Source organism: Pseudomonas sp. A-R-19 (assembly GCF_019956575.1).
GTDB lineage: Bacteria > Pseudomonadota > Gammaproteobacteria > Pseudomonadales > Pseudomonadaceae > Aquipseudomonas.
In genome coordinates, this window is sequence record NZ_JAHBDR010000077.1 from 1 (window position 1) to 16,782 (window position 16,782).

Here is a 16,782-nt window from a genome sequence, read left to right on the forward strand (position 1 = left end):
GACCATAGAGCGTTGGAACCACCTGATCCCATCCCGAACTCAGCAGTGAAACGATGCATCGCCGATGGTAGTGTGGGGTTTCCCCATGTGAGAGTAGGTCATCGTCAAGATTAAATTCCGAAACCCCTATCTGCGTATGCAGGTAGGGGTTTTGTTTTTGCGCCTCTGTACACCTCGAACGCTGTTCCCTGTAGGAGCGAGCCTGCTCGCGAAGAACTTCAGGGCACCGCGTTACCCCAGACAACCCGCGTCATCATTGACGACCTTCGCGAGCAATACAGGGTCAATCGAAATAGTATTCTCCAAGTAAGCCTTTATGCCGGGCGCGACGTCCCTCAGCGGTGCTTCACGGCAACCGCCTGGACGGGGTTGCGCTGGTATCACCGATGGCAGCAATGGACGCGTTGGCGATTATGAGCATGATCCATATGCCTGATGCAGCTTCTTGTAGGTATTCAGCCCGATGCTTTGTTTCTGCTGCGTCAGGGCTGAGAGGCCAGCGCTGTGCTGCCTAAGGATCAAGGTGGGGGGAGATTGCTGGGCGCTTACTGGATTCAATGTGCGCTTCAAATTGCGCCCACAAAAAAGCCACCTTTGCCTTTGGGCTTAGGTGGCTTTTTACATCTATTGCTTAGGAGCAGGCCAGCGTTGCTGAAAACAGTCTAACGCTGGCTGAAAATCAGGAGCCAGGGAATCAATCCCAGCTCAACGCCCCACCAGTCTGGTACTCAATAACCCGAGTCTCAAAGAAGTTCTTCTCTTTCTTCAAGTCCATGATCTCGCTCATCCAAGGGAACGGGTTAGTCGTTCCTGGGTACTCTTCTTTCAAGCCGATCTGGCTCAGACGACGGTTGGCGATGAACTTGAGGTAGTCCTCCATCATCGCCGCGTTCATGCCCAGTACGCCGCGAGGCATGGTGTCACGAGCGTATTCGATTTCCAGTTGGGTACCTTGCAGGATCATCTGCGAAGCTTCTTCCTTCATCTCGGCATCCCACAGGTGCGGGTTTTCGATTTTGATCTGGTTGATCACATCGATGCCGAAGTTCAGGTGCATGGATTCGTCGCGCAGGATGTATTGGAACTGCTCGGCGACGCCGGTCATTTTGTTGCGGCGGCCCATGGAGAGGATCTGGGTGAAGCCGCAGTAGAAGAAGATGCCTTCCAGGACGCAGTAGTAGGCGATCAGGTTGCGCAGCAGCTCTTTGTCGGTTTCGACGGTGCCGGTTTCGAACTTCGGATCGGAGATCGAGCGGGTGTATTTCAGGCCCCAGGTGGCTTTTTTCGCGACCGATGGGATCTCGTGGTACATGTTGAAGATTTCGCCTTCATCCATGGCCAGCGATTCGATGCAGTACTGGTAGGCGTGGGTGTGGATCGCCTCTTCGAAGGCCTGGCGCAGGATGTACTGGCGGCATTCCGGGTTGGTGATCAGGCGGTACACGGCCAGCACCAGGTTGTTGGCAACCAGGGAGTCGGCGGTGGAGAAGAAGCCGAGGTTGCGCATCACGATGCGGCGCTCGTCGTCGGTCAGGCCTTCCGGGTTTTTCCAGAGGGCGATGTCGGCGGTCATGTTGACTTCTTGCGGCATCCAGTGGTTTGCGCAGCCGTCCAGGTACTTCTGCCAGGCCCAGTCGTACTTGAAGGGTACGAGCTGGTTGAGGTCGGCGCGGCAGTTGATCATGCGCTTTTCGTCAACGGCGACACGGGCGGAGGCGCCTTCGAGTTCGGCGAGGCCTTCAGCGACGTCGAGGGAGTCCAGGGCGGCTTTGGCACGGGCAACGGCGGCGGAGTCAGCAGCGGTCACGGCACGGGCTTCCAGGGCGGCGGCACCGCCGGCGCTGTCGAGACGGTCCATGTTGGCTTCGGTGGCGTGGCCAGCGTTGGCGCTCTTGACTGCTACTTCCGTGTCTTCTTTGTCGAATTCGTCCCAGCTCAGCATGACGTGTCGTCTCCTGCGTGAGGGCCAGAGTGCCCGTGTGAAAATGGATAGGTTGGTTTTTCACACGGCCTTACTGGCCGCGGTGGATCTAAAGGAATCGTTTTTTGCAGCAGCTATACGCAGGCATCAAACAGAATTTTGTACGGGGTTCCGAGAGCCACTGATGGGCGCAGCAAGCGGCAAACGCTTGTGCGGGGCTTCAGACTGGCTTTTCATCCCTGTAAGGGGATATTACAGGCCCGTTTAAGGCCGCATTATAGGGAAGTTTTGCGTGCTGTGGTGCGGCGAAATGGCTCACGGATCGGTCGACGGCGACCGTTTTTCGGTCAGAGCGAGGGTTTACAGGGCTTTGGACGAGGTTGGCGGGAGAAGATTTTTTTTCTTAAATTTTTGCCCCTGATTATTTTTGTTCAATAAATAACCAAAAAAGGCTTTTTTCACTACATCTTGTGTTTCGGCGGGGTTTTCTCAGGCTCCAGACACAACTAAGCCCGACCGAAGTCGGGCTGTGAAGTCACGCTCGTGGATCAGCTCAGGCGAGTGGCACCGACGTGATCGGCACCATCGGCGGCGAGGCGGGCGGCACCGGTGTGGTCAGAGCCGTCGGAGGCCAGTTTGCCAGCACCGACGTGATCGGCACCATCGGCCGCGAAGGATGCTGAGCCGGTGTGGTCGTAACCGTCGGAAGCGACAGCAGCTTCAGTGGTGTAAGCGGCCGAGCCGGTGCGGTCGTAACCATCGGCGGCGAAGGTGTTGGCAGCCAGGACGGAAAGGGTCAGGGCGAGGATCAGTTGGGTTTTCATGGTCGTTGCTCCAGTTTCGCAGGCGTTGTTTGTCTTGGGTTGCAGTTGATTCTACGCCGACAAATTCGATTAAAAAGCGCAAATAAATGCTTAAAACGATCTACTTAATAGATCATATTGCGTCGGCGTTTCACCTGCCTGAATGTGGCGGGTGGGTCGAACCTTTTTGGGGGAGGGGGTGAAGCAGGAGATCAGCCGTTAGAGCAGCCATTGCCCATCATGCTGTAGCGCAGGATATGTCGTTGGCCATGGGAGTCTTCGTATTCCATTGTCATCGGCACAACTTCACAAACGTTCGGCGCTTCGCTCATCGAGATAACTTTGGCGATGTCCAGATGGGTGGAGTAAGTGTATTCCTCTATTGCCGGTTGTTGCTTCGCGACATCAGTCGGGACCTCGCCGGCCATGGCGGTAAGGCACACGCTGCTGAGGGCCAGAACTAATAAAGCTTTCATTCGGATTTACCTTTTAGAGGTCGGGAGGGGGCACGCAATCCTTTTGGGATTGCGTGTGGAACTTCAGTACCAGGGTGTTTGATTAACTGCCTTCGTGGGGGCTGCAACTTGGTTAATCAGGTTGCCTTGTCGGCGTGGCTGATTTTAGGTGTGTGCGCCTCGTCCATATAGCCGTGGATTTGATAAACACTTTTGACAGATCCTGTAACAATCCCTGAATAGCCTGTTCTTTTGTAGGAGCGAGCTTGCTCGCGATGAGCCAGAGAGCACCGCGGGGTGTCAGATTTGGGCGCGTTATCGTTGACGACCATCGCGAGCAGGCTCGCTCCCACAGGAGCCGCGGCGGCACTGGCTTCATAGGGATTTTCACGACAGTTTGTAGGGGCTTGTTACTACCATCGTCGAATGGTTCTATAGGCCCGGCCCGGCTACAACTGGGCCATACAAAAACAACTATTCCACCGAGGTAAGAAAGATGAGTGCGGCTTCCCTGTATCCCGTTCGTCCCGAGGTTCTGGCCAATACGCTGACCGACGAGGCGACCTACAAGGCCATGTACCAGCAGTCGGTCGTCAACCCGGACGGCTTCTGGCGCGAGCAAGCCAAGCGCCTCGACTGGATCAAGCCTTTCACCACGGTGAAACAGACCTCCTTCGACGATCACCATGTCGACATCAAATGGTTCGCCGACGGCACCTTGAACGTTTCCTACAACTGCCTCGACCGTCATCTGGCCGAGCGCGGCGATCAAGTGGCGATCATCTGGGAGGGCGATGACCCTGCCGAAAGCCGCAACATCACCTACCGCGAACTGCACGAGCAAGTCTGCAAGTTCGCCAACGCCCTGCGTGGCCAGGATGTGCACCGCGGCGACGTGGTGACTATCTATATGCCGATGATCCCCGAAGCCGTGGTCGCCATGCTGGCTTGTACCCGGATCGGCGCGATTCACTCCGTGGTGTTCGGCGGCTTCTCGCCAGAAGCCCTGGCCGGTCGCATCATCGACTGCAAATCCAAAGTGGTGATCACCGCCGACGAAGGCATTCGTGCCGGCAAGAAAATCCCGCTCAAGGCCAACGTCGACGACGCACTGACCAACCCGGAAACCAGCAGCATCCAGAAAGTCATCGTGTGCCAGCGCACCGGTGGCGACATCAAGTGGAACCAGCATCGCGACATCTGGTTCGAGGACCTGATGAAAGTGGCCGGCACCGTTTGCGCGCCGAAAGAGATGGGCGCCGAAGAAGCGCTGTTCATCCTTTACACCTCAGGCTCCACCGGCAAGCCGAAGGGCGTGCAGCACACCACTGGCGGCTACCTGCTGTATGCAGCCATGACCCACGAGCGCGTGTTCGACTACCGCCCGGGTGAGATCTACTGGTGCACCGCCGACGTCGGCTGGGTCACCGGTCACAGTTACATCGTCTACGGCCCGCTGGCCAACGGCGCGACCACGCTGCTGTTCGAAGGCGTGCCGAACTACCCGGACATCACCCGGGTGGCGAAGATCGTCGACAAGCACAAGGTCAACATCCTCTACACCGCACCGACCGCGATCCGCGCCATGATGGCCTCGGGTACTGCTGCGGTTGAAGGTGCCGATGGCAGCAGCCTGCGCCTGCTCGGTTCGGTTGGCGAGCCGATCAACCCGGAAGCCTGGGACTGGTACTACAAGAATGTCGGCAAGTCGCGCTGCCCGATCGTCGACACCTGGTGGCAGACCGAAACTGGCGGCAACATGATGAGCCCTCTACCGGGCGCTCACGCGCTCAAGCCAGGCTCTGCGGCGCGTCCGTTCTTCGGCGTGGTGCCGGCACTGGTGGACAACCTGGGTAACATCGTCGAAGGCGAGGCCGAGGGCAACCTGGTGATTCTCGATTCGTGGCCAGGCCAGGCGCGTACGCTGTTTGGCGACCATGACCGCTTCGTCGATACTTACTTCAAGACCTTCCGTGGCATGTACTTCACCGGTGACGGCGCCCGTCGCGACGCCGATGGTTACTACTGGATCACCGGTCGCGTGGACGACGTGCTCAACGTGTCCGGCCACCGCATGGGCACCGCCGAGATCGAAAGCGCGATGGTCGCGCACCCGAAAGTCGCCGAAGCCGCTGTGGTCGGTGTGCCGCACGACATCAAGGGGCAGGGCATTTATGTCTACGTCACCCTGAAAAATGGTGAAGAGCCGAACGAGCAACTGCGCCTGGAACTGAAAAACTGGGTGCGCAAAGAGATCGGTCCGATTGCTTCGCCGGATGTCATCCAGTGGGCACCGGGGCTGCCGAAGACCCGTTCAGGCAAGATCATGCGGCGGATTCTGCGCAAGATTGCTACTGCTGAATATGATGGGTTGGGTGATATCTCCACCCTGGCTGACCCGGGTGTGGTGCAGCATTTGATTGATACGCACAAGACCATGAATGTCGCTTAAACGGCGGGAGTGAGTCACTGAAAGCCCTGTCAGGTGTTGGGCCTGGCAGGGCTTTTTTGTGCCTGGGGTTTTTGTGTTGGCTGGGCTGGCCTCTTCGCGGGCAAGCCCGCTCCCACAGGGGGTCTCCAGTGGATGCACATTGTGTAGTCCACACAAAATCAGTGTGGGAGCGGGCTTGCTCGCGAAGGCGATCTGCCATGCGTCGAAGCAACATCTACCAATAATTATCGGGTTCCGCTGTCGGTGTTTTCCTACTGTTACCCGCGATCTTTCAGGTTACTGAATGTGTAACCGCATCGTATCAATACGGGGTATTGGGAAACGCCAGGCCCTGTATCCGGCCCTGAAAACCACGGCTGAAAAATAAGACTCCACGCTACGCTTGCCGGATTAGAAGGGTTTGCCAATAATAGGCCCGCAATTTGCAACATAGATCGGTTCAATGTCTTTTGCTCTTGCATGATTTTGCAGGGCTGTCAACGCGCTAAAACGGCTTTCTCGGTGCTTCTGTAATTAGTTGTCGCATTGAAGAAATATCGGCCTCGGGCCTGTCGTTAGAATGCCGATCACTCGCTCGTCGTTGCCCGTGTTGAATTTCAACACCCGCTTCCTAGGACGCAGCACTGCTTTCTGGTTCCACTCATTCGCATATTGGGCTGTTGCTCACTCTGCCGTTTTTGCCCTTTACCGATGGAGTCCCAAGATGAAGAAACTCGTGCTGCTTGGCGCCCTGGCACTGTCCGTGCTGTCCCTGCCAACCTTCGCCGATGAAAAACCTCTGAAAATTGGTATCGAGGCGGCTTACCCTCCGTTCGCTTCCAAGGCACCGGACGGCAGCATCGTTGGTTTCGACTACGACATCGGCAACGCTTTGTGCGAAGAGATGAAGGTCAAGTGCGTATGGGTCGAGCAAGAGTTCGACGGTCTGATCCCGGCACTGAAAGTGCGCAAGATCGACGCGATCCTGTCGTCCATGTCGATCACTGAAGATCGCAAGAAGTCCGTGGACTTCACCAACAAGTACTACAACACCCCGGCTCGCCTGGTCATGAAGGCCGGCACCCAGGTCAGCGAAGGCCTGACCGAGCTCAAGGGCAAGAACATCGGCGTGCAACGTGGTTCGATCCACGAGCGTTTCGCCCGCGAAGTCCTGGCCCCGCTGGGTGCCGAGATCAAGCCATACGGTTCGCAGAACGAAATTTACCTCGACGTGGCCGCCGGCCGCCTCGACGGTACCGTGGCAGACGCTACGCTTCTGGATGACGGTTTCCTGAAAACCGACGCCGGTAAAGGTTTCGCATTCGTCGGCCCTGCGTTCACCGACGTCAAATACTTCGGCGACGGCGTAGGCATCGCGGTTCGCAAGGGTGACAAAGCTGAGCTGGACAAGCTCAACGCAGCCATCGCCGCCATTCGCGAGAACGGCAAATACAAGCAAATCCAGGACAAATACTTCGCCTTCGATATCTACGGCAAGTAACACGTCCAAGCGACAAGTCCGAAATGGCGCAAGCAACAGGATCTCTGAGGTTTGCGCCATTTTTTCATCCCAACTTTCGAGGACCTGAATCATGTTGAAAGGCTACGGGGCTGTCATCCTCGATGGCGCTTGGTTGACGCTTCAGCTCGCCTTGTCGTCCATGGCCCTGGCCATTGTTCTGGGCCTGATCGGCGTGGCACTGCGTCTGTCGCCGGTACGCTGGCTGGCCTGGCTGGGCGATCTGTACTCCACGGTGATCCGCGGTATTCCCGACCTGGTGCTGATCCTGCTGATTTTCTACGGCGGCCAGGACCTGCTCAATCGCGTCGCACCGCTGCTCGGTTTTGACGATTACATCGACCTGAACCCGTTGGCCGCCGGTATCGGCACCCTGGGCTTCATCTTCGGTGCGTACCTGTCGGAAACCTTCCGTGGCGCCTTCATGGCGATCCCCAAAGGTCAGGCCGAAGCCGGCATGGCCTACGGCATGAGCAGTTTCCAGGTGTTCTTCCGGGTGTTGGTGCCGCAGATGATTCGTCTGGCGATTCCGGGTTTTACCAACAACTGGCTGGTTCTGACCAAGGCCACCGCGCTGATTTCGGTGGTGGGTCTGCAAGACATGATGTTCAAGGCCAAGCAGGCGGCCGATGCCACCCGCGAACCTTTCACCTTCTTCCTCGCAGTGGCGGCGATGTACCTGGTGATCACCAGTGTGTCGTTGCTGGCATTGCGTCACCTTGAGAAGCGCTACTCGGTAGGCGTAAGGGCGGCTGATCTATGATCTTCGACTACAACGTCATTTGGGAGGCCTTGCCGCTGTACTTCGGCGGCCTGGTGACCACCCTCAAACTGCTCGCGCTGTCGCTGTTCTTCGGCCTGCTGTGTGCATTGCCCCTGGGGCTGATGCGTGTCTCGAAGAACGCGGCCGTCAACATGTCGGCGTGGCTCTACACCTATGTGATCCGCGGTACGCCGATGCTGGTGCAGCTGTTCCTGATCTACTACGGTCTGGCGCAATTCGAGGCGGTTCGTGAAAGCTTCCTCTGGCCGTGGCTGTCCAGCGCAACGTTCTGTGCGTGCCTGGCGTTCGCGATCAACACCAGCGCCTACACCGCCGAAATCATCGCCGGCAGCCTGCGGGCCACGCCGGCCGGTGAGATCGAAGCGGCCAAGGCCATGGGCATGTCGCGCTACAAGATGTACAAGCGCATCCTGCTGCCGTCGGCCCTGCGCCGTGCGCTGCCGCAGTACAGCAACGAAGTGATCATGATGCTGCAGACCACCAGTCTGGCGTCCATCGTGACCCTGATCGATATCACCGGTGCCGCGCGCACGGTCAACGCCCAGTTCTACCTGCCGTTCGAGGCGTACATCACTGCCGGCGTGTTCTACCTGTGCCTGACCTTCATCCTGGTGAAGCTGTTCAAGATGGCCGAACGCCGCTGGCTGGGCTACCTGGCCCCGCGGAAGCACTGATATGGAACGTATCGATCATGTTTTGCCGTGGAGCCACCTGGGCAGCGAGCGCCATATTTCGGTGTTCTGTTTCGGCAATAGGGAGCGCAGTGGCGGGCGCAAGGCCTACATCCAGGCCAGCCTGCACGCCGATGAGCTGCCGGGCATGCGCACAGCCTTCGAGCTGAAAAAGCGCCTGGCCGAACTCGAAGCCCAAGGCTTGCTCAACGGTGTGATCGAACTGGTGCCGGTGGCCAATCCACTGGGCCTCGGTCAACTGCTGCAGGGCAATCATCAAGGGCGTTTCGAGGCGGGCAGCGGCAAGAACTTCAACCGCGATTTCGTCGAGCTGAGCGCACCGGTTGCGGCTGCATTGGCAGAAAGCCTTGGTGATGATCCGCACGCCAACATTCGCCTGATCCGTCAGGCGATGGCCGATCACCTGGCCGCTTTGCCAGAGGCGAGCAGCCAGTTGCAGGGTATGCAGCGCGTTCTGCTCAGTCACGCCTGCACCGCCGATGTGGTGCTGGATCTGCATTGCGATGCCGAGGCGGCGCTGCACCTGTACGCCTTGCCGCAACACTGGCCACAGTGGCGTTCGCTGGCTGCGCACCTGAACGTGCGGGTGGGGTTGCTGGCCGAAGATTCCGGCGGCAGTTCGTTCGACGAAGCCTGTTCGTTGCCGTGGTTGCGTCTGTCGCGTCTATTCCCGGATGCCCGGATTCCGCTGGCCTGCCTGGCGACTACCATTGAACTGGGTGGTCAGGCCGACACCGGTCGCGAGCAAGCGTGCGCCCACGCCGAAGGCATTCTGGCGTTCCTCGCCGAGCAAGGCTTGATCGGCGGTGAATGGCCAAAACCTGCGCAAGATCCTTGCGAAGGCATGCCGTTCGAAGGCACCGAGTTGTTGTTGGCACCACACCCGGGTGTGGTGAGTTTCCTGCGCAGACCCGGTGAATGGGTTGAAGCTGGCGACGAGATTTTTGAAGTGATCGATCCGTTGGCGGATCGGGTCAGCACGGTGTGTGCTGGTACGTCCGGGGTGCTGTTTGCCATTGAACGGCTGCGTTATGCCCAACCCGGTTTCTGGCTGGCCAAGGTGGCGGGGCGCGAAGCGCTGCGTCACGGGCGCTTGCTCAACGACTGACTGACTGTTTTTGTGAGAACCGACCGCATGTACAAACTTGAAGTCCAAGACCTGCATAAACGCTATGGCAGTCACGAAGTGCTCAAGGGCGTGTCCCTGAAAGCGGCAGCCGGCGATGTGATCAGCATCATCGGCTCCAGTGGCTCCGGCAAAAGTACTTTCCTGCGCTGCATCAACCTGCTGGAACAGCCGCACGCGGGCAAGATCCTGCTCAATAACGAAGAGTTGAAGCTGGTGGCGAACAAGGACGGCGCGCTGAAGGCGGCCGACCCGAAACAGCTGCAACGCATGCGTTCGCGGCTGTCGATGGTGTTCCAGCATTTCAACCTGTGGTCGCACATGACCGCGTTGGAAAACATCATGGAGGCGCCGGTGCATGTGCTCGGCGTATCCAAGGCCGAAGCGCGCGAAAAGGCCGAGCACTACTTGAACAAGGTCGGCGTGGCCCATCGCAAGGACGCTTACCCTGGCCACATGTCCGGCGGCGAGCAGCAGCGCGTGGCGATTGCCCGTGCGCTGGCGATGGAACCGGAAGTGATGCTGTTCGACGAACCGACCTCGGCCCTCGACCCGGAGCTGGTTGGCGACGTGTTGAAAGTCATGCAGGCCCTGGCCCAGGAAGGCCGGACCATGGTGGTGGTGACCCACGAAATGGGCTTCGCCCGTGAAGTGTCGAACCAGTTGGTGTTCCTGCACAAAGGTGTGGTTGAAGAAAGCGGCGACCCGCGCGAAGTGCTGGTGAACCCGCAATCCGAGCGTCTGCAGCAATTCCTCTCGGGTAGCCTGAAGTAATCAGAACTGCCGTTGTGCACCGCGATAGTGCATGCTTCGCAACTTAACGGCTGGCCCCGATTCCTTGTAGGAGCCGGCTTGCTGGCGATGGCGGTATGTCTGTGAAAGATATGCATACTGACCCATCGCTATCGCCAGCAAGCTGGCTCCTACAGGTTTGATCTCTGCCGGTTTTGAGATTTGCGTTCATTTACGGGCTAGCATTGGCCCATGCCTTCATCACTGTTCTTCGCTTCGGATCGCTCGCCCATGACTGCCCATCGAATTGGTTTCCTGATTTGGCCCAGCACTAAAGCACTGACGCTTGCGCTGGCTGAGGAGGCCTTGCGTGTTGCCCAGCGTGTGCATCCGGACGTGGTTTACGAGCTGTCATTCCTGCAGGCAGAACCACCGAGCGAAAGCGCCTGGCAATTGCCGGGTGAGGCGTGGACCGGCAAGCTCGAAAACTTCCAGAAACTGTTCCTGCTCGCTGACGAACCACCGACCGCTCTGGCGCCGGCGCTCAGCAGTGCGCTCAAACAGCTGGTGCGTTCCGGTTGCGTGATCGGCGGACTGTCGGCCGGTGTTTACCCGCTGGCACAGCTGGGTTTGCTCGATGGTTATCGCGCGGCTGTGCATTGGCGTTGGCAGGACGATTTCGCCGAGCGCTTTCCGAAGGTGATCGCCACCAGTCATCTGTTCGACTGGGATCGCGATCGCCTGACCGCGTGCGGCGGCATGTCGGTGCTCGACTTGTTGCTGGCAGTGCTGGCCCGTGACCACGGTGCCGAACTGGCCGGTGCGGTATCCGAAGAACTGGTGGTCGAGCGTATCCGCGAGGGCGGTGAGCGCCAGCGCATTCCGTTGCAGAATCGCCTCGGCTCCAGCCATCCGAAGCTCACCCAGGCCGTGCTGCTGATGGAGGCCAACATCGAAGAGCCGCTGACCACCGACGAGATCGCCCAGCATGTGTGCGTGTCCCGTCGGCAGCTGGAGCGCATCTTCAAGCAATACCTCAACCGTGTGCCGAGCCAGTACTACCTGGAGCTGCGCCTGAACAAGGCCCGGCAGATGTTGATGCAAACCAGCAAGTCGATCATCCAGATCGGCTTGTCCTGCGGTTTCTCCTCGGGGCCGCATTTCTCCAGCGCCTATCGCAACTTCTTCGGTGCAACGCCGCGGGAAGATCGTAACCAGCGGCGCAGCAGTAGCCCGTTCGAATTGTCATCGGTGCCGCCGGAACGCGGCTGAGTCAGTTGCCGGTTATTCGTCCGGTTCGGAATCCCCTGAGGTCGATACTTCCAATTCAGCCTGTTCGATCACGGCTTCGACGCCAAAATCGGTGCTGGTTTTTTTGAAGTAGGCGATCAGTGTCTGCACGCTTTGCGCATCCAGCGGATTGCCCCTGAGGTTGATGCTTTCTGCAATTTCCAGGGGCAGCTCGAGAATGTCGCCGGGGATGTGACTGATAGCGTTGTTGTTCAGGTCAGCGACATCCAGGCTCGTCAGCTTCAGCAGGCCTGGCGGCAGTTCAGTGATTCCCGTGCGAGACAGATGCAGTGACGACATGTTCGGCATCTGACTGACATCGGGAGTCAGCCCCAGCGGATTGTTGCTCAGGTCGAGGTAGTCGAGGCGATCCAGTTGGGCCAGCGCCAGCACCGATTGTGTGTTCAGGGTGATGTCGCACTCGCTCAGCGACAGTGAAGTCAGCTTGCCCATGGTGAATACGGCCTCAGGTATCTGGTGCAAGGCGTATTCGCGGATGGTCAGGTGCTTCAGCTGAGGAAAACTCCGCAGAAAACCCTCGACACCGCTGGTCAGCCCGGCGTCGCTGTGCATGTACAGCAGTGAGACGTGGCTGAAGTCCGCATGCAGTTCAGGCAGTTCGCCGGTGATGATGGTGGTCAGCGCTAGCTCGAAGTTGGGGTCAAGTTGCTGATTGAGATCGTCCAGCTCGGTCTCTCGACGCCAGCAGCGCTCCACCAGTTGTTTGAATTCATCACGGGTGGCGTGTTCGACCAACAATTGCTGCGGGGTAAAGGGTTCACCGGTGTCCGGGTGCAGCGCGGGGATGTCGGCGGTCCAGGCGGCCAGTACGGTACGAAGGGTGTCGTACTCGGTTTCCAGGCGCGTTATTTCGATTCGACCCTCGGCCAGGGTTCCAGGCAGGCGATAGATGAATGCGCTGGCCTCTTCCTGATCCAGTAGCGGGTAGAGCCTTTGCAAACGCTGGATGTCGGCCTGTTCGGCAAAGATGCCAAAGTCGCGACCGGTCTGATTGAAATGGATCTTTATCCGTTCGCGGTCGGCGGAGGAAACGGGATTGCCACCCAGATCGAAACCTTCTTGAGTTTTGCCGGGCAACTTGAACAGCGCGGGGGGTAGTTCCTCGATCCGGTTGTTATTGAGCAGGGCGGTCCGCAGGCGTGGTCGCGTCAACAGGCCGGGAGGCAGCTCGGACAGTTCGGTGCCGGAAAGATCGACGTAGTTGAGGTACGGCATGTTCTCCAGGGACGGGCACAGGCCGAGCGGGTTTTTGTACAGGTCGAGCGCGCTCAATCGGCTCAGGGCCGAAAGGGTGGTGCGACTCTGCTCTGTGAGGGTCACGGCGCAGTCGCTGAGGATAAGTGCTTCGAGTTGTGGCCATTGTGCAATGGCCTCCGGTAACTGACCCAGTTCGAAGTTGCGTAGTGCCAGGCGGTTGAGCCCGGAAAACCCTCTCAGGAAATCATTCACACCGCGGGTGGCACGATGGCCTTCAAGCATCACACTGCGCACCTGAGGGAAATCGACGTTCAGCCTTGGCAGCTCGCCAAAAATCGGCGGGGAAAACTCAAAGGAAACCGGTTCGCCATGGGCGCTGTCGTAGGTGGCCTGACGCCGCCAGCAGTCGAGCAACCGGGCTATGAATTGCCGGCGTGCATGCCGTTGACTGACGATTTGTTCGACCGTCAACCGGGTCTGCGTGCCCGGAACATACAGCGGGATCTCATCGCGCCAGACGCTCAATTCGTCAAACAATTGCGTGTGTTGATTAAACAGGCGCTGGAGTTCTACGCGCGGTCCGCCGGGACTTCGTTGCAATCGTGCGGCAAAGGCCTCGAGTTCCTCTGCATTCAAATGGGGAAACATCCGATGGATGTGGTTTTGTAATGAAGGGATATTGGTCGGCATCCGTTGGTAACCATCGAGCCCGCCGAGCAAACGCATCACCGCCGGATCGTAGGCTGGCTTGAGAGTCGTTTGCTGCGCCAGCAGCATACGCAATGCTTCGCGAGTGAGGGCGTGGGTGCGAATCATCTGCTTGAGCTTTTCGCCCTCGCCGATGTTGATGTTCAGGGCGATTCGCTCGCTGTCGGGCAGTGCTTGCAACAGACTGGCATAAAGCGAGTCGGTGCTGCTGAGCTGTTCACCGGCGTCATCGTAGGCCTGATAAGCCCCTTCATCGGTCAACACCAGCACCTTGCGCAAGGGCGCGTCCGGCTCGCCAATGCTGTCGATCAGCGGTCCGGTGTGCGTGTATTGGCGGATTTCCAGGCGCAGTTGCCCCGACCAGCCAGGCAGGCGTTCCAGCGTGTGCAGCGCCAGGCGATCGGTGTCGAGGTTGTTGCGCGTCGAATGCAGGTCGAACCCTTCATAAGCGCGAGAGACGCGCACCTGCAAACCGGCCTCCTGTGCCAGTTCAGTGAGGCGTTTGGACAAAGTTCCACGCTCCAGTAGCTGGCGTTCCTCGGCGCTGGCGCTGTCGAGCAGCGCTTCGGCGAGGCTGGTTGGCAAGCCGGGTTCGCTGTCGATAATGCGCTGGACCAAGGCGCGCGCACCTTGTTCGATTTTGCGGTAGCGCTCACTGAAGAGCATTTCCCGTTTCTCTGCGGCGAGCGTTGCCAGATTGCGGCGCAATGATCTTGCGTCAGATTTGTCGAGGTGGTGCAGCAGGGTTTTGATCAGGTCGCCATCGTCCAGTTGCGCTTGATTGATCTGCACCACGACCGGGTTATCAATGACGCGCTCCCAGACGGTGTTTCCCGTTGCATCGAGCAGCCGCAGCCCCTTGTCCGCTGGCCAGTCACCGTAGTCGCACAGCAACTCCAGTTGCATGACCGGATCGGCCTGCAGGTATTGCTCTGGACGTTCGCTGCCGATTCTCTCGATGAAAATCTGCAGGTCCTGATCGATCTTGAAGCGTTTGAGTGTGTCGGCCAGCAGTGGCGGTACCTGTTCAGTGTTGACATGCATCTTGCGCAAAGCGTTTTCGTGGCAGCCGCTGATGCTGAGGATGCGCTCGCGCTCGGTCGGCGAAAAACGCTGCATGTCCGGACCGATGCGTCGCAGCAGGGTGGCCTGGTCCCAGGTCAGCGGCTGGTCGAGTTCGGTTTGCCAGGCCCCATTGCCGTTATGCCTCAGGGCCGGCTGGTAAGCTTCGGGACGAGTGGGATGCTGGATGTGATGGTGCCCGGTCAGTGGATCTTCGGTCACTGAGTAAAGGCTGTTTTCCAGCGTCAGCAGGGTTTTGCCTTGATGGGCGTGCAGTCCCGTCGCGTCGGGTTTCGCGTCTTTGGCAATCGCGACGCTTTGTTCGTAAAACGTCAGATCGGGTTTCCAATAGCGGGTTTGGCCATCGGGGCGTTTCACCGAGTTGAAGCGGTCGATGAATTGCACGACTTCCCGGGGCAGGACCGCGCGAAACTCGTTGGCGGCAATCGCGCCTCCTGCCGCAAAAGTGCCCAGTTGCACTGCAGATTCAACCATCCCCATGAAATGCTCGAAGGCTTCGCTGGTCAGGCCTTCTGCCCAGTCGACAACACCTTCGAATGTCTCCTCAACCAGCTGATAGGCAATGTAAGCCAGCATCAGCTCGCCAAGAAAGGGTACAAACGGCAAAGCGATGAAGGCGGCGATGTTCAGCAGTGCCGAAGCGATTTCCGTGAAGGAGTCCCATAAAGCCCATCGGGCCTTGCGGTCGACCGTGGCCGTCGACACTGCGATGACGCGGGCATCATTGAGGATCTTGTCGAGTTTGCGTTGATAGAGATGAACCCACAGGTCGCCTCCGATCGGTATGACTGCCATTTGCAGATCGGGGCGCTGGTTGGGGCTTTCTCTCCAGGTCGGCCGTGGATCGCCAGGCGGGACCGGTTGCCAGGTGATGGGGTCGAGCCGGTTGTTCAGCTCGGCGAAGAAGTAACCGCGGTCTTCATGATTGATAAAACGACTGAAAAACTGTTGGTAGTCGGGCTCCCGCAATCGCTGGCTCAGTTCCTCGGCGAATGCCGCCGATGAGGGGTATTCCTTGATTGGATGCTCGGGGTCGTCAGGAATCCAGGCCACTACCCGCACCGCTTCGCGGGCGCGCTCCAGTTCCGGGGCGAACAGCACGATGCCGGTCAGGCGGGCATTCATGATGGTCAGTTCATGAGGTTTCCAGGATTGTCCGTGCGCAGCGGTGAGCAACTGATGTACGTCGCTGGCCAGCAGGTTTTGCATCTGCGCCATATGCAGGGCAGCGGTCAGCGCGGTTTTTTGGCTTTCGCGAATTTTCGGTTGCAGGATCGCCGCGGCCACCGGGTTGCTGATGCCCAGATTGTCTTCCAGGTAACTTTTATAGCGCTCGCCAATGTCGAGCTCGCGGCAAAGCCGGGTGAACGCCGCGATGGGCATCTTTTCCAGAATCAGGGGCAGGGTACTGAACTGTCCGGTGGAAGAGGGCGCCGAGATGTAAGTCGAGGCGGACTCAAAGGCGTCGGCTTCGGTTTCGGCGCTTTCGAAGTTGTGCAACGCGGCATCCAGCAGCGATACGGTCCAGGTGCGTGCGGCCCCGGACTTCAGGCGCAACCAGGGTATGTGCGCGGGAATGTAAAGACGCACAAAGATGTTACTGACGTCCGCTTCCAGGCCGAAACGTGTCTTGAGTGCGCCCTTGAGCATGGGTTCGGCGAAGGCTGCGGGGTTCAGCAGATTCGCCAGTGCCAGATCAACCTGGTTCTGGCTTGTCGTCTGCAAGCTAATGAGTTGGCCGAGTTCGGCGCGCTGATCTTCAGATATATCCCTCAAGCGGGTGGGCAACCCTGGCTTGATGCTGCTCAGCGCTTCGCGCCGTTGTGGCGTCGATTGACGAAGCCAGGGGGGAATGACGTTCATCAGATGCTGATAATGCGCGTCGGGCCTGAAGGTCTCGGGGATGTCGGGATTTTCGGTGTTCATGCGGATAGGTCCACCATCGCGGTTGAGAGACCGTCAGGAAAACCCGTAAACGCAGACGACACGCGGTACATATCTACCGCATTCATTGAATCGG

11 protein-coding genes and 1 rRNA gene are annotated in these 16,782 nt (G+C 58.6%); 8 read left to right on the plus strand and 4 right to left on the minus strand.

Annotated elements, in window-relative coordinates:
- Window positions 1–110, plus strand: a 5S ribosomal RNA gene (gene rrf, locus KGA88_RS22105); the annotation flags it as partial.
- Window positions 111–694: 584 nt separating this feature from the next.
- Here the strand turns inward: rrf and KGA88_RS22110 are convergent.
- From KGA88_RS22110 to KGA88_RS22120, 3 genes are all read right to left on the minus strand, one after another.
- Window positions 695–1,942, minus strand: a complete 1,248-nt coding sequence (locus KGA88_RS22110) for a ribonucleotide-diphosphate reductase subunit beta (RefSeq protein WP_007978181.1) — start codon at window positions 1,940–1,942, stop codon at window positions 695–697.
- Window positions 1,943–2,469: 527 nt separating this feature from the next.
- Complete coding sequence (locus KGA88_RS22115) at window positions 2,470–2,745, minus strand: hypothetical protein (protein ID WP_110662287.1); 276 nt, start codon at window positions 2,743–2,745, stop codon at window positions 2,470–2,472.
- 191 nt (window positions 2,746–2,936) lie between these two features.
- Complete coding sequence (locus KGA88_RS22120) at window positions 2,937–3,200, minus strand: DUF2790 domain-containing protein (RefSeq protein WP_110662288.1); 264 nt, start codon at window positions 3,198–3,200, stop codon at window positions 2,937–2,939.
- A 475-nt stretch (window positions 3,201–3,675) separates the two neighbouring features.
- Between KGA88_RS22120 and acs the strand changes: the two genes are divergently transcribed.
- The 7 genes from acs (at window position 3,676) to argR (ending at window position 11,735) form a co-directional block, all read left to right on the plus strand.
- Window positions 3,676–5,631, plus strand: coding sequence for an acetate--CoA ligase (gene acs, locus KGA88_RS22125; RefSeq protein ID WP_223594294.1), 1,956 nt, complete (start codon window positions 3,676–3,678; stop codon window positions 5,629–5,631).
- Between the two features lie 703 nt (window positions 5,632–6,334).
- Window positions 6,335–7,111 carry an ABC transporter substrate-binding protein gene (locus KGA88_RS22130; protein ID WP_103397762.1) on the plus strand — a complete coding sequence of 259 codons (777 nt, stop codon included), beginning with the start codon at window positions 6,335–6,337 and terminating at the stop codon, window positions 7,109–7,111.
- Window positions 7,112–7,202: 91 nt separating this feature from the next.
- Complete coding sequence (locus tag KGA88_RS22135; RefSeq protein ID WP_034151464.1) at window positions 7,203–7,892, plus strand: ABC transporter permease; 690 nt, start codon at window positions 7,203–7,205, stop codon at window positions 7,890–7,892.
- A complete protein-coding gene (locus tag KGA88_RS22140; protein WP_110658833.1) occupies window positions 7,889–8,587 on the plus strand; it encodes an ABC transporter permease in 699 nt (232 codons plus the stop codon). Before KGA88_RS22135 ends, KGA88_RS22140 begins: the two co-directional genes overlap by 4 nt.
- 1 nt (window position 8,588) lies before the next feature.
- Entirely contained in the window at window positions 8,589–9,713 is a 1,125-nt protein-coding gene (locus KGA88_RS22145; RefSeq protein ID WP_110658831.1) for a M14 family metallopeptidase, read from the plus strand.
- Between the two features lie 27 nt (window positions 9,714–9,740).
- Window positions 9,741–10,505 (plus strand): ABC transporter ATP-binding protein, encoded by a 765-nt coding sequence (locus tag KGA88_RS22150; RefSeq protein ID WP_110658829.1) that lies wholly within the window; start codon window positions 9,741–9,743, stop codon window positions 10,503–10,505.
- Window positions 10,506–10,754: 249 nt separating this feature from the next.
- Complete coding sequence (gene argR, locus KGA88_RS22155; protein WP_110658827.1) at window positions 10,755–11,735, plus strand: transcriptional regulator ArgR; 981 nt, start codon at window positions 10,755–10,757, stop codon at window positions 11,733–11,735.
- Between the two features lie 12 nt (window positions 11,736–11,747).
- Here the strand turns inward: argR and KGA88_RS22160 are convergent, their stop codons facing one another.
- Window positions 11,748–16,688 carry a dermonecrotic toxin domain-containing protein gene (locus KGA88_RS22160; protein WP_223594296.1) on the minus strand — a complete coding sequence of 1,647 codons (4,941 nt, stop codon included), beginning with the start codon at window positions 16,686–16,688 and terminating at the stop codon, window positions 11,748–11,750.
- Window positions 16,689–16,782 lie beyond the last annotated feature (94 nt).

Bases quoted from the DNA above. Each gene is read 5' to 3' on its own strand.
- KGA88_RS22145 (WP_110658831.1), top strand. From the start codon at position 8,589: ATGGAACGTATCGATCATGTTTTGCCGTGGAGCCACCTGGGCAGCGAG.
- acs (WP_223594294.1), top strand. From the start codon at position 3,676: ATGAGTGCGGCTTCCCTGTATCCCGTTCGTCCCGAGGTTCTGGCCAAT.
- KGA88_RS22140 (WP_110658833.1), top strand. From the start codon at position 7,889: ATGATCTTCGACTACAACGTCATTTGGGAGGCCTTGCCGCTGTACTTC.
- KGA88_RS22115 (WP_110662287.1), bottom strand. From the start codon at position 2,745: ATGAAAACCCAACTGATCCTCGCCCTGACCCTTTCCGTCCTGGCTGCC.
- KGA88_RS22160 (WP_223594296.1), bottom strand. From the start codon at position 16,688: ATGAACACCGAAAATCCCGACATCCCCGAGACCTTCAGGCCCGACGCG.
- KGA88_RS22150 (WP_110658829.1), top strand. From the start codon at position 9,741: ATGTACAAACTTGAAGTCCAAGACCTGCATAAACGCTATGGCAGTCAC.
- KGA88_RS22110 (WP_007978181.1), bottom strand. From the start codon at position 1,942: ATGCTGAGCTGGGACGAATTCGACAAAGAAGACACGGAAGTAGCAGTC.
- KGA88_RS22120 (WP_110662288.1), bottom strand. From the start codon at position 3,200: ATGAAAGCTTTATTAGTTCTGGCCCTCAGCAGCGTGTGCCTTACCGCC.
- KGA88_RS22130 (WP_103397762.1), top strand. From the start codon at position 6,335: ATGAAGAAACTCGTGCTGCTTGGCGCCCTGGCACTGTCCGTGCTGTCC.
- argR (WP_110658827.1), top strand. From the start codon at position 10,755: ATGACTGCCCATCGAATTGGTTTCCTGATTTGGCCCAGCACTAAAGCA.
- KGA88_RS22135 (WP_034151464.1), top strand. From the start codon at position 7,203: ATGTTGAAAGGCTACGGGGCTGTCATCCTCGATGGCGCTTGGTTGACG.